The organism is Novosphingobium sp. Chol11 (genome assembly GCF_900218065.1).
GTDB classification, from domain to species: domain Bacteria; phylum Pseudomonadota; class Alphaproteobacteria; order Sphingomonadales; family Sphingomonadaceae; genus Sphingobium; species Sphingobium agri.
The window spans coordinates 776,412-794,626 of sequence record NZ_OBMU01000001.1; the positions used below are offsets into that span (position 1 = coordinate 776,412).

The window sequence follows — 18,215 nt, forward strand, 5'->3', positions numbered from 1 at the left end:
AGGAGAGAGACATGGTTATGCATGGCGATGATGCGCGGCAGCAGGCGCTCCGTGCACGTGCCTATCAACTGGCGGAAAGCGGAAGGTTCGACGGCGCACATGCGGTCGAACAAGCCCTGATCGCGGAAGGTTGGCCCAATGCCGCCGCCGCTCTTCAGAGCAGCTATGCCCGCAAGGCGATCAGCGAGCGCTGTCTGGCGGCCAAGCCGCATTGATGCAGCAATCGATGATGCGAAAGAAGGCGGGGCCGGTCGCAGGACTGGCCCTCTTTCTCTGTGCCTGCACCCCGACCGCCAGTGATCAGCCGGAACGGCGCGCCGACAAGGGTGAAGATGCCGCTACGGCAAATTTCCTCAACCGCATGGCAGGCGCGGAACAACCCAAGCCGCCGTCCGAGCCTTTCCAGCAGGCTGAAAAGACCGATCTGCTGGAGTTTCTCTACGCCTGGCCCGCCCAGGCGTCTGCCGTGCCGCAGATCGCCGCCAAGTTGCGCAAGGATATGGAAAGCGGCAAGGTGGACGCGCTCAAGATGGCTGCGGACGACCGGAAATCGGCGCAGCAGTCCGGCTTTCCTTTCCACGCGCATAGTCTGGAGACGCGCTGGACCGTCGCGGCCGATACGCCGCGCTTCCTGTCGCTTCGCTCCAGCCGCTACACCTATACGGGCGGCGCGCATGGCATGACGGGCTATGACGTGCTGCTGTGGGACAAGGCGCGCAAGCGGGAAACCAGCGTGAACGCGCTCATGACCTCACCCGCCGCCTTTGCCGAAGCCATCCGCACGTCCTTCTGCGACGGCCTGGACAAGGCCCGCGCGAAAAAGCGGGGAGGGCCGATCATGCGCGGCGATGATCCTTTCACCCAATGTATCGATCCGATGAAGGAAGTGCTCGTCCCCACATCTCGCGGCGGCAAGCTGATCGACCGGATCGTCGTCGTTGTCGGCCCCTATAGCGCGGGCTCCTATTCGGAAGGAACCTATGAAGTCCCGCTCGCGGTAGACGCCGCCATGCGGAAGGCGATCAAGACCGAATATCAGAACGCGTTCGCGGGAGGCTCATAACGACACCTCTCCCCCGTTCGCCCTGAGCTTGTCGAAGGGCCTTTCCTTTAGCCTGTCGAGACCTCTGGTTAGGCCAGCCTAAGCCACCGGCGCGCCATAAAGATCATGCTCGTCGGCATCCTCGATCACCACATCCAGGATGTCGCCAGCTTTCAGCCCTTCACCAACATCGCGCAGGAACACATTGCCGTCGATCTCCGGCGCATCTGCCTGGCTCCGCGCGGTCGCGCCGACCGAACCATCCTCGTCCGGCTCGCCGACCTCATCGATGATCACCGGCAGCACGCGCCCGACCTTCGCCTGCAACTTGGTGGCCGAGATCGCGGCGGTCTTCTCCATGATCCGCTGATAGCGTTCTTCCTTGACCTCTTCCGGCACCGCGCCCGGCAAGTCATTGGCCGCCGCGCCCTCCACCGGCTCGAACCGGAAGGCGCCCACACGGTCCAGTTGCGCCTCGTCCAGCCAGTCGAGCAGATATTGGAAATCCGCCTCCGTCTCGCCGGGGAAGCCGACGACGAAGCTCGAACGGATCGCGATGTCCGGGCAGATGTCCCGCCACTTGCGGATGCGGTCGAGCACCTTCGCCTCGTTGGCGGGCCGCTTCATCGCCTTCAGCACATTGGGCGATGCATGCTGGAACGGAATGTCGAGATAGGGCGTCAGCAGCCCCTCGGCCATCAGCGGGATCACATGATCCACATGCGGATAGGGATAGACATAGTGCAGCCGCACCCACGGAGCCGCGCCCTCGCTCGTCCTGAACTGGCCCAATTCACGCGCCAGGTCGGTCATATGCGCGCGCACCTCACGGCCCTTCCACTGGCGCGGATCATGCCGCGTATCGACGCCATAGGCAGACGTATCCTGGCTGATCACCAGCAGTTCCTTCGTGCCAGCCGCGACCAGCTTCTCCGCTTCGCGCAGCACCGCATCGATCCTGCGCGATACCAGGTCGCCCCGGATCGAGGGAATGATGCAGAAGGAGCAGCGGTGGTTGCAGCCTTCCGAAATCTTGAGGTAGCTGTAGTGACGCGGCGTCAGCTTCAGCCCGCCTTCGGGCACCAGGTCGACAAAGGCGTTGGGGATCGGCGGCGACGCGTCATGCACCGCATTCACCACCTGCTCATATTGATGCGCGCCCGTAACGGCCAGCACCTGCGGGAATTTCTGGCGGATCAGTTCCGCCTCGTCGCCCATGCAGCCCGTCACGATGACGCGGCCATTCTCCGCGATCGCCTCGCCGATCGCCTCCAGCGACTCTTCCTTCGCGGAATCGAGGAAACCGCAGGTATTGACCAGCACCACGTCTGCCCCGGCATAATCGGCCGACATCAGATAGCCGTCGGACCGCAGCTTGGTCAGAATGCGCTCGGAATCGACGAGGTTCTTCGGACAGCCGAGCGACACCATGCCGACCTTCGGCGCTTCGGGAATTTTGGTTGCCATGATCGGCGCGCACATAGGGATTTTCGCGCCAAATGTCACGCCCGTGCGAAAGATCAGCCGGGGCTGGGCGCCTCACCCACGCCATGCCCTTGAACAATCTCGATGATAAGGTCGCCGGGCTCCAGCCTTTGTGCCCCCTCTTCCCAAAAGCCGATGACCCGCTCGCCACGATAGATGCGCACGCCCAGCCCGGTGCGGATCGCCGAGAGCGGCCCGCCGATCTCCTCCGCCACGGCCGGGCGTTCATGCAGTTTCACCGCGCCGCCGGACGCCGCCAGGTCCGCCATATAGTCCGCGATATGCCGCCCGCTCGTGCTCCCCGCCAGCAGCAGCCCGGCAAAGCTCACCGGGTTGATCACCGTCGTCGCGCCAGCCTGCCGCGCGGGCAGCTCATTATCCTCGTTCCGCACGACGATGCTGATCGGCAGCCGAGGGGCGAGATGCCGCGCCGTCAGCGTGATCAGGATCGACGTATCGTCCCGCCCGGCCGACACGATCATGGATCGCGCCCGATCGATCGCCACGTCCTTCAGCGTCTTGTCCCGCGTCGAATCGCCGCACATCACGTTGCAGCCCAGATCCTCCGCCTCCACCAGCGGCTTTTCCTGCGGATCGACCACCACGATCTCGCGCGGATCGACGCCCCGTGCCAGCAGTTCCCGCACCGCCTCGCTCCCGCTGGTGCCGAAGCCGGTGACGACGATATGATTATGCAGATCGGCCTGAATGCGAGCCATGCGCCACCTGTAGAAGATGTTGCGGAAAAAGAGATTATAGGCCGTCCCCAGAAAGATCAGCCATACGAACAGCCGGATCGGCGTCACCAGCAGCGCCTCGAACAGCCGCGCTTCCGGGCTCACCGGCACGATGTCGCCATAGCCGACCGTGGTCACGGTGACGGTCGTGAAATAGAGCACGTCAACAAAGCTGATCTGGTCGTCCAGATTGTCCTTCAGCCCGTCGCGCCCGACCCAGTGGATCAGCAGCACCAGCGCGATCAGCCCGAACACCAATCCCACCCGCCAGGCAAGATCGGCCCACACCGGCATGGAGGACCGCCGCCGCAGGAAGCCGGTCTGCGCCAGGGGAGGGCGGGCGGGGTTGATCCTCATCGCGCGGCCCGGTCGCCCCTCACGCCTCGAACAGCCGCGCCGTCGCCGCCATCGCCCCATCCTGCGTCAGGTCGTAATGGAGCGGCGTTACGGTCACATAGCCTTCCGCGATCGCGGCCAGATCACTGCCCTCCGGCACCGAAGAGCTGCTGCCAAGCCCGAACCAGTAATAACGATAGCCGCGCGGATCGGTCCCCTCCACGATATGCGTGCGATCGACGTCATGGAAACCCTGCCGCACCACGCGAATGCCCTTCACCGCATCGGCGTCGATCGCGGGGAAGTTGACGTTGAACAGCAGGCGCGGGCTCGCGGGCATGTCGACCAGCGGGCGCAGCACCTTCTCACCCCAGGCACGCGCAGCGGCGAATGGCACTGCATCGCCCATCCCCTCGCGCGCATAGACCTGGCTCAGCGCAATCGACTTGATGCCGGAAATCGCCCCCTCCATCGCGGCGGACACCGTGCCCGAATAGGTGACGTCCTCGGCCAGATTGGCCCCGCGATTGACGCCCGACAGCAACAGGTCGGGCTTGGCATCCTTCATCAGGTGCCCGACCGCCATCATCACCGCATCGGTCGGCGTGCCGGTGACGCTATAATGTTTCTCGCCATGCTGCCGGATGCGCAGCGGCCGGGTCAGCGTCAGGCTGTGCCCCGCGCCCGACTGCTCCTCGGCAGGCGCGACGATCCAGATATCGTCCGAGAGCGTCCGCGCAATCTCCTCCAGCACCTTGAGGCCGGGCGCATGCACCCCATCATCATTGGTCAGCAGGATACGCATGCAGACTCCTCAACCCTTCTTCCTACCGTCATCCCAGCGAAAGCTGGGATCTCAGGAGATGTCGCACAACCCGGCCTGAGACCCCAGCCTACGCTGGGGTGACGGCGCAAGACGGAAGCCTTACCTCGGCTCCAGCCTGTCAATCCCACCCATATAAGGCTTCAACACCTCAGGCACGATCACGCTGCCATCTTCCTGCTGGTAATTTTCCAGCACCGCGACCAGCGTCCGCCCGACCGCCAGCCCCGACCCGTTCAGTGTATGCAGGAAGCGCGTCTGCTTCTCCCCTTCCGGCTTGAACCGCGCATTCATCCGCCGCGCCTGGAAATCGCCGCAGTTGGAAATGGAGCTGATCTCGCGATAGGTCTGCTGGCTCGGCAACCACACTTCCAGGTCGAATGTCTTCGCCGCCGCAAAGCCCATGTCGCCGGTGCACAGCAGCACCTTGCGATAGGGAAGCTCCAGCGCCTGCAACACGCCTTCGGCCGCCGCGCACATGCGTTCATGTTCGGCCTCTGATTCTTCGGGCTTGCAGATCGCGACCAGTTCCACCTTCTCGAACTGATGCTGGCGGATGAAGCCGCGCGTATCCCGCCCCGCCGATCCCGCTTCCGACCGGAAACAGGGGGTCAGCGCGGTCAACCGCATCGGCAGGCTCGCGACATCGACAATCTGCTCGCGCACCAGATTGGTGAGGGAGACTTCGGCGGTCGGGATCAGCCAGCGCCCATCGGTCGTGCGGAACAGGTCCTCGGCAAATTTCGGCAGCTGCCCCGTGCCGAACAGCGCCTCGTCCCGCACCAGCAGCGGCGGGTTCACTTCCTCATAGCCATTGTCGCCTGACTGGCGGTCCAGCATATATTGCGCCAGCGCCCGGTGCAGCCGCGCCATCTGCCCGCGCAACGCCGCAAAGCGAGCGCCCGAAAGCGCTGCCGCGCCCTCGAAATCCAGCCCCAGCGCCGGACCGAAGTCGGCATGATCCTGCGGCGCAAAGTCGAACGCGCGCGGCTCACCCCAGCGGCTCACCTCGACATTGTCCGCCTCGTCCGCGCCCTCGGGCACATCTGCGGCTGGCAGGTTGGGAATGGCCGACAGCAGCGCGTGCAGCTTCTCGCTCACCTCCCGGTCTTCATTCTCCAGCGCGGGCATGCTTTCCTTCAGCGCCGCGACTTCGGCCTTCAGCGTCTCGGCCTTCTCCATGTCCTTGGCCGCCATGGCCGCGCCGATCGCCTTGCTCGCTTCATTCCGGCGCGCCTGGCTCTGCTGCAATTCGGTCTTGATCGCCCTGCTGCGCTCATCCAGCGCCAATATGTCCGCGCTTGAAGCGGCAAGCCCCCTTCGGCCAAGGCCGACGTCGAAAGCTGCGGGATTTTCGCGGATGAAACGGATGTCGTGCATGGGTCAGCCCTATGCCGTTCCGCGATCAGCCGCGCAACCCTGCGCGCTCCCGTCCGTTAGGGACTGCAAGACATAAGGAAAGGAGCCGCTGATGTGGATCGATCATGACGCAATGGTGCTGGTGGCCGATGGTCGCAAGATGCTGTTCTTCCGGAACAAGGGCGACCGCATGGCGCCAAATCTGGAAGCGGAAACAGTGAAGGTTCAGGAAAATCCCGCAGATCGCGATCAATCCACCGATCTGGCGGGGAAAGCGCCATCGATCATTGGTGGTCAGGCGACCATGGGCAAGACCGACTATCATGAACAGGAAGAGGCGCGCTTCGCCGTCGAAGCGGCTGACATGCTCAAGCGTCGCGCGCTCGCCAATGATTTCGAAAAGCTGATCATCGTCGCCCCGCCGAGCGCGCTCGGCGAAATGCGCAAACATTATCACAAGGAAGTGCAAAGCCGCCTGGTGGGCGAAATCGCCAAGGATCTTTCCAACCATCCGGTTCCGGAAATCGAAAAGATCATCGCCCAGAGTTGAGCTTGCCAACGAAAAAAGGGGCGGCCCCCCACAAGCCGCCCCTTCTGCACGCCCCCGCGTGAAAGGCTGAAATGGCCGGATCCGGGCAGCTAACGCCCACCTCCAGCTCCGGTAAATCTTAGCTCCAACCCCAGTCTCCGTTCGGGCTGAGCCTGTCGAAGCTCGTCCTGAGCGCCTGCTGCAAGCAGGCAGTCGAACGGGCCCTCTGCTCCTTTCCAAACGGCCAAGCCTGGTCAAGAAGGCACAGGCTGGTCGATACCCAAAGCTTCAGTCCCGCTTCGCCTTCCGCTCGGCAAAGCGCCGCCGCGCGACCAGCGCGACCGCGCCCGCGCCGAACAGCAACACCATCGGCGGCGCAGGCACATCATGCCCGCCGCTGCTGGTGGAACCGCCCGAGCTGCTGGACGAGGTCGAGGAAGATGTGCTCGACGATGTCGAGGTGGACGAGGATGTGCTGGACGACGTCGAGGATGATGTCGAGCTAGACGTTGACGTCGACGAGCTGCTCGTCACATTGCCGCTGGAGGTGGACGTCGAAGAACTGCTCGTCACGTTCCCGCTGGACGTGGAAACATTCCCGCTGGAGGTCGAGACGTTTCCGCTCGACGTCGACACATTGCCGCTCGACGTGGACACGCCACCAGTCGAGGTGGAGACTCCGCCGGTCGATGTCGAAACGCCGCCCGTCGTCGAGCTGGTCGAACTGCTGATGCCGCCCGTCGAGCTGCTGGTCGAGGAAATCACCACCGATCCGCCGCTGCTGCCACCGCCGCTGCCGCCGAAAAATCCTCCGAAGAAACCGCCGCCGCCAAAGCCGCCGCCGCCGCCCGCCAGCACCACCGGGGCAGCGCCGCCGCCGGACATGGGCATTTCAGCTGCTGGAAGTGGAGCGGGCAAGGGAATCGGCGCGCCTTGCGTCACCACAGTGATGGTCTGCGGCTTGCGGGGAGCGGCCCGCTTCACGATCTTGCGCTTGAGCGGGCGGACGGCATAGCGCTTGGGCGCGGCCTTCACGCTCTTGGTGCTCTTGACCACGGCCGGGCGCGCGCTCTCCGCGACATGGACGGCGCCACCGCCGATGATCGCGCCACCGCAGGTGAAAGCGCATAATTTGGCCAGTGCCATCCGTACCGACATAGCTATCCACTCTTCTTCGTCTTGAAGCTTCGGGCCGCGTCAGTCGCCTTTGGCAGCCATGAAACTGTTCTGTGCTTCTAAAAAGGGGGAAGAACAGTTCAACTTCAACGTCATTAACCTTGAATATAGGCTATAAGTTGGTGGGCGACGTAGAACAGCACCAATCTTTATGGTTAACGTCTCGTTTTGATACGCTGGTTGTTAACGATTGGATTGTGTTTTTCTTTGCAGCGGTGCGCTGGCGGATGAGGGCGGAATCGGCCGGGGCAGGGGCCGTTTCCCCTCCTCGGCGCTCTTGCCTCTCTGTATGGCTGATGATTGCGCGCTTGTGTCGTCCCGCGCCGCTCGTTATTAGGCGCCGTCAATCATAAGTCACGGGCTACCGGCGCTTTTGAGCCGGAGCCTCTCGAGTCGGAGAGCCAGATGGCATCGGTCCTGAATTCCGATAAAGACGGCCATAATCCGCCGAAATCGGCTGTTATACTTCCCCCCGACTATCGTCCTTCGCCCGACGAAGAGTTCATGAATCCCCTCCAGCTCGAATATTTCCGCCAGCGCCTCTGGGACTGGAAGAAGCAGATTCTGGCTGAGGCGGAAGGCACGCTGGCCGTGCTGCAGAACGAACCCCTTCGCGAGCCCGACCTCAACGACCGCGCGTCGAGCGAGACCGACTGGTCGATCGAACTGCGCACCCGCGACCGTCAGCGCAAGCTCATTTCCAAGATCGACGCCGCGCTCCGCCGCATCGATGATGGCGAATATGGCTATTGCGAAGTGACCGGCGAACCCATTTCGCTCGGCCGTCTCGAAGCTCGTCCGATTGCGACCATGACCGTCGAGGCGCAGGAACGGCATGAGCGGCAGGAAAAGGTCTCGCGCGACGATTAACGCTTTATCCACCGATCCCTGCCAATGTCCCGGCAAATAAGCGGGTCATTGCAAGGTATTGGACATGGATAAGGATCAGGAAATGGCGGAACGGGGTCCGGCACGGTCGGGTCCGCGAGACAGCCTGTTCCTGCTCACCAATCTGGCGACGGAGGAGGGCAAGCCGCTCGGCCGCGCCCGGGTGCGCAACCTGTCGGCGACCGGGCTCATGGCCGATTGCGAACGGCCCGTACCTCCGGATGCGGCGATCGTCCTCGAACTGCGCGGAGTCGGCCGGGTCAGCGGCCGCGTCGTCTGGTCGAAAGATGGCAAGATCGGTATTGCATTCGATCATGAGATCGACCCTGCGCTTGCCCGCAAACCCGTGGCCTCCGGCACCACCTCCCGCGCCCCTTCCTATCTGCGCCTCCACCAGATAGGACGCTAAAATCGCGAAACGCGGTTTTCCCGCTATTTCCTTCATGAAAAAAGCGGCCCGCCTTCAGCGACGCCGCATTCCGTGCGCTCAAAATGAGGAAAGGGCGAACTTTCGCTCGCCCTTCTCAAAATGCCGGATCAATTCCGCGTCATTTCCTCTTTCACCCGCAATTTCTGCTTTTTAAGCGAAGCAACCAGGATTGCATCGGGCATCGGCCGACTCGTCTCCGCCTTGATCCGCGCTTCAAGGCCGGCATGCTTGGCTGAAAGAGCTGAAATGTGGCTGTTTTCCATGACATTCTCCTGATGAGGGTGATGGACGAATGAGTAGATCATGATTCGCCCCTCATGTCTTCGCGCTATCCGTTCTTTGCGACGGGCCGCGTGCAAATTTGCGATGGTCCGACCGGGTTTGCGGAGTTATCAGGATGCTGTCCGCAACATGGCCGAGAAAGTGGGTAGTGGGTGAGCCGGGAAGACATCATGCGACGGCTGGAACTGCTGCGAGTCGAGCATCGCGACCTTGACGGCGCGATCGAAGCCCTCGTCGATGCCGGCGGCCGTGACCAGATGCAGGTCGCCCGACTCAAGAAACGCAAGCTCCGGTTGCGAGATGAGATAGCGCTTCTTGAGGATGCGCTCGTCCCGGACATCATCGCCTGATCGCATGTCCGCCTGTTTGTTGGTTAACAACGGCCCTGAATGAGACAATCCAGCCCATGTCCGCTGCATCTTAACTGACAAGCAGCAGCTTTTATGTCAGTGATTCGGTCCATGTCTCCGTCCGTCACTCTTGACCGTGGTTTGCATCGGCGTCTGGTCGATGGCCTGTACCTGGAAGCCATGGTCATGGCCGATGAAGCGCGTGCCTATTTCGACCATCGCGATACGACAGAGGCTGAACTGCAGGATCCACTTCGCCGCGTGTCTTTCGCTTGCGAATCCCTCAAGGTCACGACCCGGCTGATGCACATCATCGCCTGGCTGCTCAGCCAGCGGGCGTGGCAACGTGGCGAAATCTCGGACGCGGACCTTGTGGACGAAAAATACCGTCTGGGCCGCGCAACGGAAACGGACCCGGACATTGCGGCCGCTTTCCCCTTTGCCGCCCGCGCCCTGATCGACGCTAGCCAGGAACTATATGGCCGCGTCGCACGCCTGCAGGACCGGATGGATCATATGGCGCGTCCTCGGGGTCAGGTGGAAAGCAGCCCGGCGCGCGCGCTGATGGATCGCCTGAACACTGCCTTTTAAACGGCAATCGCCCATCATCGGCCATCTTACAGGCTGGCGCTTCCTTTCTAACTTGGGCTAGACCGCTGATATGAATACGGGCTTGCGGCCTTGCCGCCGCGTATCAGCCATGTCGCAAGCCTCCCGGCTTCTCCTCCTGCCTCTGCTTTTGGCGGCTCCTGTCGTGCACGCCCAGAGCGCCGAACCGCCCACGGGGGCGGTCGATCAGGACCTGCCGCTTGACCCCATGCCCGACCTGGGTGTCGCATGGCCCGACCTTGGACAGGCTGATACCGTCACGTCCTTGCCGCCCGATCCCGTGGACGCTCCAGATATGGCCGGGCAAGCGGCTGATGCCGCCGTTCCGGACCCCGGTGATGAGGTGCCTGCCGAGGTCGCGGCCTTCGCGGACTCCGGCGAAGAAAAGCGTTACTTGGTACAGCTCAATGGCGTGGAGCAGATCGCTGACCCGCAGTTCGACAGCCGGTTCAAACAATTATCGGTCCTGCGGGAAGGCGAAGGGAAGCCTGCCAATATCGCCCAGATAAACAGGCGGATCAAGGAAGATAGCGAACTGCTCGAGCGGCTGTTGCGAGCCAAAGGCTATTATGCCGCGCGCGTCCGCAGTGCCATTTCCGTTTTGCCCGGCACTGAAGACCGGCTGGCTGTGCAGTTCGATATAGCAGCGGGTCCCCGTTATCAGCTTTCTTCGGTTGATCTGCCGGGATTGAATGAGGCGGGCGAGCGCGAAGCGAAATTGCGCGAAGCCTTCGCTGTCCAGGTGGGCGATCCCGTCGATGCCGATGCGATCCTGGCGGGGCAGGCCTCCTTGTCGCTCGCGCTCAGCGAGAATGGCTTTCCCTTCGCCCGCGTCGGCGAACCGGAAGTGCGGATCGATCATGAAGAGCGCAAGGGAGAGCTGGATATCGTCGTTACACCCGGCGCCTACCGGACTTTCGGTTCGATCATCCTCAACAATGAAAAGCTCTTCAGCGCTCGTCATGTGGCGCGGATCGCCCGCTTCGAACGGGGCGATCCTTATAACATATCGGACGTCGAGGACCTGCGCGGCGCGATCGTCGCCACCGGGCTCATATCTTCGGTCACATTGACCCCCAAGGACGCTGGTGACGGAGAGCATGTCGACCTGGCGGTCGATGTACGCCCAGCACCGTTGCGGACCATTGCGGGCGAATTGGGCTATGGCACCGGAGAAGGCTATCGTGCCGCCGTCAGCTGGCAGCACCGTAACCTGTTCCCGCCCGAAGGTGCCGTCACATTGCGCGGTGTTCTGGGAACGCAGGAGCAGACAGCATCCTTCACCTACCGGCGTAACAATTTCCGGGAGCGCGATCATGTGCTGACCGGACTTGTGTCGATCAGCAACATCAAGCGCGACGCCTATGACGCCCGCACGATCACCCTCTCCGGGGCGCTCGAACGGCAAACCAACATCCTCTTCCAGAAAAAATGGGTGTGGCGGGTCGGAGCAGAACTGATCGCATCCGACGAAAAGGATGCGTTCAGCGGCGGGAACCGGCGAACCTTCCTGATCGGAGCAGTGCCGCTCAGCCTGACCTATGATGGCAGCGACGATCTGCTCAACCCCAGCCGGGGCTTCCGCCTGGGCGGCCGGTTCAGTCCTGAGCTGTCCTTCCAGAACGGCACCTTCGGCTATTCCCGGGTGCAGATCGACGGCAGCGTCTATCAGCCGATGACTGAGCGCGTGGTCCTGGCGGCGCGCGCCCGCTTCGGCACCATATTGGGTTCGACGGTCGACCGGATTGCGCCGTCGCGCCGTTTCTACGCAGGCGGCGGCGCTTCGGTCAGGGGCTATGGCTATCAGGATATCGGCCCACGCGACGCGAACAACGATCCGATCGGCGGCAAGAGCCTGGCCGAATTCTCGCTGGAGTCACGCGTCCGTTTCGGCAATTTCGGCGTCGTGCCCTTCATAGACGCAGGCAACATCTCCACCAGCTTCCTGCCGCGTTTCCGCGACTTGCGCATCGGGGCGGGCTTGGGCCTTCGCTATTATAGCAGCTTCGGCCCGATACGGATCGATGTCGGTACGCCGTTGAACCCGCAAAAGGGTGATCCCCGCGTCGCTGTCTATGTGTCCTTGGGCCAGGCTTTCTGATGGCGGAGGGGGATATCCAGCAGCCCCTGCGGCGGCACCGCGCATGGGACGGTCCGTGGCAGCGCTGGATTACCGGGCTGCTGGCCGTGCTGGTCGTCATATCGGCAGCAGCGCTTATATGGCTGGACACGTCGGCGGGGCACCGCTTTCTCATTACGCGTATCGACAAGATCAGCCCGCCGTCGGGTTTGCGCATCCATGTCGATCGGATCGAAGGCAGCATCTATCGCCGGGCCATTCTGCATGGCGTGACGCTTGCAGACCCGAACGGCGCTTTTTTAACGGCGCCGCGGGTAGAGCTGGACTGGTGGCCGCTGGCGTGGCTGTCAAACCGTCTGGATATCGATCGGCTCAATATACCGGCTGCAACGCTGCACAAGCTGCCCCGCCTCAACCCCGCCAAGCAGCAAGGCCCCATCCTCCCAAGCTTCGACATCCGGTTGATGCAGTTTTCGGTCGGGCGGCTGACCATTAATGACAGCATCAGCGGCAAGGTGCAGCAGGCAACCATTTCCGGCGATGCCGACATCAGGGGGCGGAGGGCCGTCATCGATCTTTCCGCGCGCGTATTAGGGCAGGAGGACGCGATAAACCTCGCGCTCGACAGTCGGCCCGACGATGACCGGTTCGATCTGGATGTGACGGTGAACGCCCCATCGGGTGGCGTTCTGGCGAACCTGGCAGGGCTGCGGCAGGACGGCAACCTGCGAGTTCGGGGGAAGGGGAGCTGGACCCGCTGGGACGGGCGCTTGTCCGGCACGCTGGACAGCGAACCGGCGATCGACCTCATGTTGGCGGCGCGCAGCGGCACCTATTCAGCAACGGGATCGATCGAGGCGCAGGCGATAGCGGGCAAGGGATTGGTACAGCGCCTGTCCGCACCGCGCCTTTCAATAGAAGCTAGGGGGTCTCTGACAAACCGGATCGTTGACGGCAAGCTGTCGCTGCGATCGGAGGCGATGCAGTTGAATGCCGATGGGGCGCTCGACCTACGCAACTCCGCGTTCGACAATCTGCTGATCGATGTGAGCCTTGTCCGGCCCCCGGCTTTGCTGAAGTCGATGCGCGGGCGGGACGTCACTGCCCGCGTACGGCTTGACGGTCCCTTCGCCGGGTATGGCTACGAGTATCTGCTAAGGGCTCGGCAGCTGGCTTTCGACCGCACCCTGATCAGCGACGTCCGCGCCGAAGGCAAAGGGCGCAAGGCTGCCAATGCGCCGTTGCTCATCCCCGTCCATTTGCGCGCCCGGCGACTGGATGGACAGGGGGAGCTTGTCGAAGGCATCGTCCGCAATTTCGTGCTCGACGGTGTGCTGCAGATCAAGGGCCAGCAACTCATCAGCAATCCCATGCCGATCCGCTCCGACAAGCTGAGCGGCAAGCTCGTCATGCTCGCGGACCTCAAGACCGGGCGCTATGATTTTGGTCTGGATGGGCAGATACGCGGCTTGGCCATTCGCGGCCTCGGCATCGTGGACCTGACCTCCAAGTTACGCGCGGTGCCGGGGAAGAACGGTGCTTTTGGTTTGAGCGGGACTGCGATGGCGCGGATGCGCCGGTTGGACAACAGCTTCCTGCGCAGCTTGGGCGGAGGCCTTCCCGTGGTAAAGAGCGGCCTTTCGCTCGCGCCGGACAAGCGACTGATGTTCACGGGCTTGCGTCTGGAAGCGCCGTTGCTCAGCCTTTCCGCCAATGGCTACCGGCGCCCCGACAGGAGTTTCCATTTCGAGGGCAGTGGAACCCACAAGCAATATGGGCCTTTGCGTCTGACGCTGGACGGCAAGATCGAACAGCCGACGATCGATCTGCTGCTGGATCGGCCGCTGGACGCGCTGGGCGTCGCGGGGATGCGGGCGCATCTCGTGCCGGACAGCGCCGGTTATCAGTTTACGGCCCAAGGCGGCTCGACGCTTGGCCCCTTCACCGGTGCTGGCCAGATCCTGCTGCCGCGCGGAGGCCAGGCGGTAGTGAGAGTGGCAAAGCTCGCGGTATCCGGTGTCGTGGCAAGCGGTGATCTGCGCCCGGTGACTGGCGGTCTTGAAGGGCAGCTGAATGTTGCCGGGCCTGTCAAGGGAAGTATCGCGTTCGCGCCGATCAACGCTGTCCAGCAACTGGTTTTGAAACTCGACGCCACAGACGCCAGCTTTGACGGGCCAACGGCCATCGCCGTCCGCCGTGGCAAGCTGGATGCGACCGTCCTGCTTGACCCGTCGGGAACGTCGATCAACGCGGTGATGCAAGCCAGGGGACTGCGTGTTGGTGGCGCCCTGATCGGCAGATTGGCTGCCAATGCAGACCTGAAGGGCGGCTATGGCACTGTAAAGGCCAGCCTGTCAGGACAGCGCGGGCGCCTTTTCGACCTTCAGGGCGAAGCGAAGGTGGAACCAGATCGTATCCGTGTCGCGGCTCGCGGGACGATCGACAAGCGCCCGATCCGACTGACGCGGTCAGCGCTGTTGACCCGCAGCGCGGACGGCTGGCGGCTGTCTCCGGTGACCATCAGCTATGCGGGCGGCTCGCTGCAATTGGGTGGAGAACTGAGCGGGCAAACGACCCGGATCGAAAGCCGTGTGCAAAAGCTCCCTCTTTCGCTGCTGGATATCGTCTATGACGATCTTGGCCTTGGGGGGACAGCCACGGGCTCGCTGACCTATGTTCACAGCCGTGGCGGCATGCCGAGCGGCAAGGCGGAACTGCGCGTCCGGAGCTTGTCGCGGTCGGGATTGTCCCTCAGTTCCCGTCCGGTGGACGCGGGGATCAACGCCGTTCTCATGCCGGACGGGTTGGCGGCACGCATGCTGTTCGCAGCCGATGGCCAGACGATCGGAAGGGCTCAGGTGCTGCTGACGCCGCTTGGCACGCAGGGAAGCCTTGTCGATCGGCTCAATAGCGCGCCGCTGTTCGGGCAGCTTCGATTGAGGGGCGCCGCTGATACCCTTTGGCGGCTGACCGGGGTCGAGATCGTGGACATATCCGGACCCGTGAGCGTGTCTGCCGATGCGCGGGGTACGCTGGGCAATCCGGTCATCACCGGGGCGCTTGCAACGGATAGTGCAGCGATAACCAGCGCGGTCACCGGCATGCGGCTGCACGATGTGCAGGCGCGGGGAAGATTTTCGGGCGCGCAACTTGTCATGTCCAGCTTCACCGCTACCGCCAAGAATGGCGGCATCGTGACAGGTACGGGCAGCTTCACTTTTGCCGGGATCGCGGGCGTCGGCATGAATTTGCGCCTGCAGGCGGAAAACGCCGCGCTGCTGGAGCGGGATGACATAGCCGCGACTGTCACTGGCCCGATCACTCTGCATTCGGATGGCGTCAACGGCACCATCGGTGGTGATCTGCTGCTCAACCGCAGCCGCTTCACGCTCGGGCGCGCGGCCGCCATCGCTCAAATCCCCGAGTTGCGAGTGACAGAGGTCAACCGCAATGGGGAAGAAGTCGAGCGCCCTCGCGCAAGTCGGCCATGGGCTATGGCGGTCAAGGCCCGTGCGCGAAATCGCCTGACGGTCAGGGGACTGGGGCTGGACAGCGAGTGGCGCGCCAACCTGGACATCGGGGGAACCGTTACCAGCCCGGCGATCTCTGGCACGGCAGAGTTGATCCGGGGTGGCTACACTTTCGCCGGGCGCCGTTTTGAATTGCGCGAAGGCAAGATCCAGTTCGACGGCCGCACGCCCGCTAATCCGACGCTCGATATCGATGCCGAGGCAGACGTCAGCGACCTCAAGGCGATGATCCATGTGGGTGGAACCGGCCTGAAACCCGACATCAGTTTCACCAGCATGCCCGCTTTGCCGCAGGACGAACTGCTGTCCCGCATTCTGTTCGGGACCTCGATCACCAATCTTTCCGCGCCAGAAGCATTGCAACTCGCATCGGCCGTCGGATCGTTGCAGGGCGAAGGCGGGCTCGATCCGATCAATGCCGTGCGCAAGGCCGCGGGGTTGGATCGCCTGAGGATCATCGCGGCCGATCCTACGCAGGGGCAGGGAACCTCCATCGCGGCGGGGAAATATCTGACGCGCAAGACCTATGTCGAACTTATCACCGACGGCCAAGGCTACTCAGCGACGCGCATAGAATATCAGGTGACACGTTGGCTTTCCCTGCTCGCAGCGATCTCTACGCTTGGACGAGAGAGCGCAAATGTGCGCATTTCGAAAGACTATTGAGTTCGGGGCGACACCGATTTCGTTGCCCAAATGCCACATTTTCAGCCGTTTATCTTGGGTTCATGAAACCATGAGCTGTGCTTGGGACTTCCAGCACTTCCTCCTGAAGGAGGTGAGTGACAATGGAGTACCCTATGCGGAAAATAATGGTCGCAACCCTGCTGGCCGGATCGGCCGTAGCCGCTCCCGCCCTGGCCCAGGATGCTGGAGCCACTTTCGCCGGGCCCCGGGTCGAAGCGATTTTAGGCTATGACCATACCGGCGCGGGCAGCAGCGTGGACAATGACAATGGCGATGATGACCAGTCGATCGATGGCCTGCTCTATGGCGTCGGCGCCGGTTATGACTTCAACCTTGGCAGCGCCGTCGTAGGTGTTGAAGGCGAATTCACCGACTCTACTGCCAAGAGCAGCCGGAATCCTTTCACCGACCAGTTCGGCTTTGGCCGGGTCAGCCAAGGGCGTGACCTCTACATCGGCGCGCGCGCGGGTATTCTCGCCAGCCCCAACACGCTCGTCTATGTGAAGGGTGGCTACACCAACACCAAGTTGAACGTGCTCGCAGGCGACACCAATCAGTCAACCGACACGGCATTCAAGCTCGACGGCTGGCGGGTCGGCGGTGGCGTTGAGCGCGCGTTCAACGAAAACATGTTCGGCAAGCTGGAATATCGTTACTCGAAATATGACAGCGCTCATATCGACTTTGTAAATGGCGCGACAAGCAGCGAGTTCGATATCGATACTGACCGTCATCAGGTCGTAGCCAGCGTAGGCTGGCGCTTCTGACGGGGAGGGAGGACTGGCTTTGGCCGGTCCTCCCATCTCACCACTCTCTTACAATGTTGCTTCGATCTCTCGTGCAGCCTGATCCGGATTTTCCGCCAAGCTGATGGGCCTGCCCACGACGAGGATCGACGCGCCACGATCCAGAGCTTCTCGCGGCGTCACGGCGCGCTTCTGGTCGCCCATGGCCCCTCCTTGCGGACGCACGCCTGGCACCACAAAATATCCGTCGGCCCAGGCCCGTTTCGCAAGCGCGACTTCTTCCCCCGAACAGACGATGCCGTCCAACCCGGCACTTCGCGCAAGATCGGCGAGGCGCGCCACCTGATCTTCCGCCCTGCCGCCGACACCGATGTCCTGAAGGTCACTGTTGTCGAGGCTGGTAAGGACGGTGACTGCCACCACCTTCGTATTGATGCCCGCCGCCGCCTTTGCATCCTCCAGCATGGCGCGGCCGCCGGCCGCATGCACGGTGAGGATCGCTGGCTCCAGCCCGTTGAGCGCCTGCACGGCCTTTGCCACCGTGTTGGGGATGTCATGAAGCTTGAGGTCGAGGAAGATCGGGAGGTCAAACTTCATCATCTCCCGCACGCCATGATGGCCATGCGCGCAGAAAAATTCGAGCCCCAGCTTCAACCCGCCCACATGTCCACGTACGCGCCCGGCCAAATCCTGGGCTTTGCTGAGGTCGGGGGTGTCTATGGCGACGTAGATGGGGCTGCTCATGCTGTTCCTGTGGCAGGGTGGGAAGGTGAGGCGGTCGTAAGATGGTCAGCGGTGTCGCTGGGCAGGGAAGCAGGCGCCGCCGTCGCGGTCGCCGCCACAAGGGCACGCTCGGTATTTTCCAGCTTCCGCTTCATCCGCCAGCGCGTTGTGCGTGCCATGATCCAGAAGGGAAGGCACCCCGCGAGAAATGCGATCAGGATGGGAAACCAGATACGTGTCTCCCAAACTATGTCACCCCAAATCTTGATTTCGGTGGGCCGGTTGTTCGCCTTGCAAAAAAGGGCGATCGCGACGGCCAAGACAACCCAGAAGGCAGTCCGTAGGAATTGCATTCGGCATGTCCTTTAGCTGCTGATCCGGTCAGCTTAGGCCATTTCGGCGC

At 62.7% G+C, this 18,215-nt stretch carries 19 protein-coding genes; 11 read left to right on the forward strand and 8 right to left on the reverse strand.

What is annotated here, in order from left to right:
* Positions 1–11: 11 nt before the first annotated feature.
* Both NCHOL11_RS03920 and NCHOL11_RS03925 read left to right on the forward strand, forming a co-directional pair.
* Positions 12–215: a hypothetical protein gene (locus NCHOL11_RS03920; protein ID WP_097091156.1), complete on the forward strand. Its 204-nt coding sequence runs from the start codon at positions 12–14 to the stop codon at positions 213–215.
* Between the two features lie 11 nt (positions 216–226).
* A complete protein-coding gene (locus NCHOL11_RS03925; protein ID WP_255254697.1) occupies positions 227–1,063 on the forward strand; it encodes a DUF4163 domain-containing protein in 837 nt (278 codons plus the stop codon).
* A gap of 78 nt (positions 1,064–1,141) precedes the next feature.
* Here NCHOL11_RS03925 and rimO read toward each other — a convergent pair whose 3' ends face one another.
* The 4 genes from rimO to serS form a co-directional block, all read right to left on the reverse strand.
* Positions 1,142–2,524, reverse strand: a complete 1,383-nt coding sequence (gene rimO / locus NCHOL11_RS03930; protein WP_176502177.1) for a 30S ribosomal protein S12 methylthiotransferase RimO — start codon at positions 2,522–2,524, stop codon at positions 1,142–1,144.
* Between the two features lie 38 nt (positions 2,525–2,562).
* Positions 2,563–3,621, reverse strand: coding sequence for a potassium channel family protein (locus NCHOL11_RS03935; RefSeq protein WP_097091158.1), 1,059 nt, complete (start codon positions 3,619–3,621; stop codon positions 2,563–2,565).
* A 19-nt stretch (positions 3,622–3,640) separates the two neighbouring features.
* Positions 3,641–4,405, reverse strand: coding sequence for a 5'/3'-nucleotidase SurE (gene surE / locus NCHOL11_RS03940; protein WP_097091159.1), 765 nt, complete (start codon positions 4,403–4,405; stop codon positions 3,641–3,643).
* 120 nt (positions 4,406–4,525) lie between these two features.
* Entirely contained in the window at positions 4,526–5,803 is a 1,278-nt protein-coding gene (serS, locus tag NCHOL11_RS03945) for a serine--tRNA ligase (RefSeq protein WP_097091160.1), read from the reverse strand.
* A 91-nt stretch (positions 5,804–5,894) separates the two neighbouring features.
* Between serS and NCHOL11_RS03950 the strand changes: the two genes are divergently transcribed.
* A complete protein-coding gene (locus NCHOL11_RS03950; protein ID WP_097091161.1) occupies positions 5,895–6,332 on the forward strand; it encodes a host attachment family protein in 438 nt (145 codons plus the stop codon).
* Positions 6,333–6,599: 267 nt separating this feature from the next.
* On the opposite strand, the gene NCHOL11_RS17985 is transcribed toward NCHOL11_RS03950, so the two are convergent.
* Positions 6,600–6,695 (reverse strand): PEP-CTERM sorting domain-containing protein, encoded by a 96-nt coding sequence (locus NCHOL11_RS17985; RefSeq protein ID WP_141397805.1) that lies wholly within the window; start codon positions 6,693–6,695, stop codon positions 6,600–6,602.
* A 19-nt stretch (positions 6,696–6,714) separates the two neighbouring features.
* On the opposite strand from NCHOL11_RS17985, the gene NCHOL11_RS03955 reads away from it, so the two are divergent.
* From NCHOL11_RS03955 to NCHOL11_RS03965, 3 genes are all read left to right on the forward strand, one after another.
* Positions 6,715–7,326, forward strand: coding sequence for a hypothetical protein (locus tag NCHOL11_RS03955; RefSeq protein WP_255254698.1), 612 nt, complete (start codon positions 6,715–6,717; stop codon positions 7,324–7,326).
* Between the two features lie 566 nt (positions 7,327–7,892).
* Complete coding sequence (dksA, locus tag NCHOL11_RS03960; protein ID WP_097091163.1) at positions 7,893–8,357, forward strand: RNA polymerase-binding protein DksA; 465 nt, start codon at positions 7,893–7,895, stop codon at positions 8,355–8,357.
* 64 nt (positions 8,358–8,421) lie between these two features.
* A complete protein-coding gene (locus tag NCHOL11_RS03965) occupies positions 8,422–8,784 on the forward strand; it encodes a PilZ domain-containing protein (protein ID WP_097091164.1) in 363 nt (120 codons plus the stop codon).
* Positions 8,785–8,912: 128 nt separating this feature from the next.
* On the opposite strand, the gene NCHOL11_RS03970 is transcribed toward NCHOL11_RS03965, so the two are convergent.
* Complete coding sequence (locus NCHOL11_RS03970; protein ID WP_097092713.1) at positions 8,913–9,068, reverse strand: YdcH family protein; 156 nt, start codon at positions 9,066–9,068, stop codon at positions 8,913–8,915.
* 189 nt (positions 9,069–9,257) lie between these two features.
* On the opposite strand from NCHOL11_RS03970, the gene NCHOL11_RS03975 reads away from it, so the two are divergent.
* From NCHOL11_RS03975 to NCHOL11_RS03995, 5 genes are all read left to right on the forward strand, one after another.
* The gene (locus tag NCHOL11_RS03975; protein ID WP_097092714.1) at positions 9,258–9,437 is read left to right on the forward strand and encodes a YdcH family protein; all 180 of its coding nucleotides are present in this window, start codon (positions 9,258–9,260) and stop codon (positions 9,435–9,437) included.
* A gap of 111 nt (positions 9,438–9,548) precedes the next feature.
* Entirely contained in the window at positions 9,549–10,028 is a 480-nt protein-coding gene (locus NCHOL11_RS03980; RefSeq protein ID WP_097091165.1) for a DUF1465 family protein, read from the forward strand.
* Between the two features lie 70 nt (positions 10,029–10,098).
* The gene (locus NCHOL11_RS03985) at positions 10,099–12,147 is read left to right on the forward strand and encodes an autotransporter assembly complex protein TamA (protein WP_097091166.1); all 2,049 of its coding nucleotides are present in this window, start codon (positions 10,099–10,101) and stop codon (positions 12,145–12,147) included.
* Positions 12,147–16,322 carry a translocation/assembly module TamB domain-containing protein gene (locus tag NCHOL11_RS03990; RefSeq protein WP_097091167.1) on the forward strand — a complete coding sequence of 1,392 codons (4,176 nt, stop codon included), beginning with the start codon at positions 12,147–12,149 and terminating at the stop codon, positions 16,320–16,322. Before NCHOL11_RS03985 ends, NCHOL11_RS03990 begins: the two co-directional genes overlap by 1 nt.
* 134 nt (positions 16,323–16,456) lie before the next feature.
* Complete coding sequence (locus NCHOL11_RS03995) at positions 16,457–17,110, forward strand: outer membrane protein (protein ID WP_097091168.1); 654 nt, start codon at positions 16,457–16,459, stop codon at positions 17,108–17,110.
* A 48-nt stretch (positions 17,111–17,158) separates the two neighbouring features.
* On the opposite strand, the gene pyrF is transcribed toward NCHOL11_RS03995, so the two are convergent.
* Together pyrF and NCHOL11_RS04005 are read right to left on the reverse strand one after the other, a co-directional pair.
* The gene (pyrF, locus tag NCHOL11_RS04000) at positions 17,159–17,833 is read right to left on the reverse strand and encodes an orotidine-5'-phosphate decarboxylase (protein ID WP_097091169.1); all 675 of its coding nucleotides are present in this window, start codon (positions 17,831–17,833) and stop codon (positions 17,159–17,161) included.
* Entirely contained in the window at positions 17,830–18,165 is a 336-nt protein-coding gene (locus NCHOL11_RS04005; RefSeq protein WP_097091170.1) for a DUF1049 domain-containing protein, read from the reverse strand. Before NCHOL11_RS04005 ends, pyrF begins: the two co-directional genes overlap by 4 nt.
* Positions 18,166–18,215: the final 50 nt, after the last annotated feature.

What these genes read in the sequence shown, in the direction of transcription:
- NCHOL11_RS03980 (WP_097091165.1), top strand. Translation starts at nt 9,549, where the DNA reads ATGTCTCCGTCCGTCACTCTTGACCGTGGTTTGCATCGGCGTCTGGTC.
- NCHOL11_RS03990 (WP_097091167.1), top strand. Translation starts at nt 12,147, where the DNA reads ATGGCGGAGGGGGATATCCAGCAGCCCCTGCGGCGGCACCGCGCATGG.
- surE (WP_097091159.1), bottom strand. Translation starts at nt 4,405, where the DNA reads ATGCGTATCCTGCTGACCAATGATGATGGGGTGCATGCGCCCGGCCTC.
- serS (WP_097091160.1), bottom strand. Translation starts at nt 5,803, where the DNA reads ATGCACGACATCCGTTTCATCCGCGAAAATCCCGCAGCTTTCGACGTC.
- NCHOL11_RS03920 (WP_097091156.1), top strand. Translation starts at nt 12, where the DNA reads ATGGTTATGCATGGCGATGATGCGCGGCAGCAGGCGCTCCGTGCACGT.
- NCHOL11_RS03950 (WP_097091161.1), top strand. Translation starts at nt 5,895, where the DNA reads ATGTGGATCGATCATGACGCAATGGTGCTGGTGGCCGATGGTCGCAAG.
- NCHOL11_RS03985 (WP_097091166.1), top strand. Translation starts at nt 10,099, where the DNA reads ATGAATACGGGCTTGCGGCCTTGCCGCCGCGTATCAGCCATGTCGCAA.
- rimO (WP_176502177.1), bottom strand. Translation starts at nt 2,524, where the DNA reads ATGTGCGCGCCGATCATGGCAACCAAAATTCCCGAAGCGCCGAAGGTC.
- NCHOL11_RS03925 (WP_255254697.1), top strand. Translation starts at nt 227, where the DNA reads ATGATGCGAAAGAAGGCGGGGCCGGTCGCAGGACTGGCCCTCTTTCTC.
- NCHOL11_RS03970 (WP_097092713.1), bottom strand. Translation starts at nt 9,068, where the DNA reads ATGGAAAACAGCCACATTTCAGCTCTTTCAGCCAAGCATGCCGGCCTT.
- NCHOL11_RS03935 (WP_097091158.1), bottom strand. Translation starts at nt 3,621, where the DNA reads ATGAGGATCAACCCCGCCCGCCCTCCCCTGGCGCAGACCGGCTTCCTG.
- NCHOL11_RS03995 (WP_097091168.1), top strand. Translation starts at nt 16,457, where the DNA reads ATGCGGAAAATAATGGTCGCAACCCTGCTGGCCGGATCGGCCGTAGCC.
- NCHOL11_RS04005 (WP_097091170.1), bottom strand. Translation starts at nt 18,165, where the DNA reads ATGCAATTCCTACGGACTGCCTTCTGGGTTGTCTTGGCCGTCGCGATC.
- pyrF (WP_097091169.1), bottom strand. Translation starts at nt 17,833, where the DNA reads ATGAGCAGCCCCATCTACGTCGCCATAGACACCCCCGACCTCAGCAAA.
- NCHOL11_RS03975 (WP_097092714.1), top strand. Translation starts at nt 9,258, where the DNA reads ATGCGACGGCTGGAACTGCTGCGAGTCGAGCATCGCGACCTTGACGGC.
- NCHOL11_RS03965 (WP_097091164.1), top strand. Translation starts at nt 8,422, where the DNA reads ATGGATAAGGATCAGGAAATGGCGGAACGGGGTCCGGCACGGTCGGGT.
- dksA (WP_097091163.1), top strand. Translation starts at nt 7,893, where the DNA reads ATGGCATCGGTCCTGAATTCCGATAAAGACGGCCATAATCCGCCGAAA.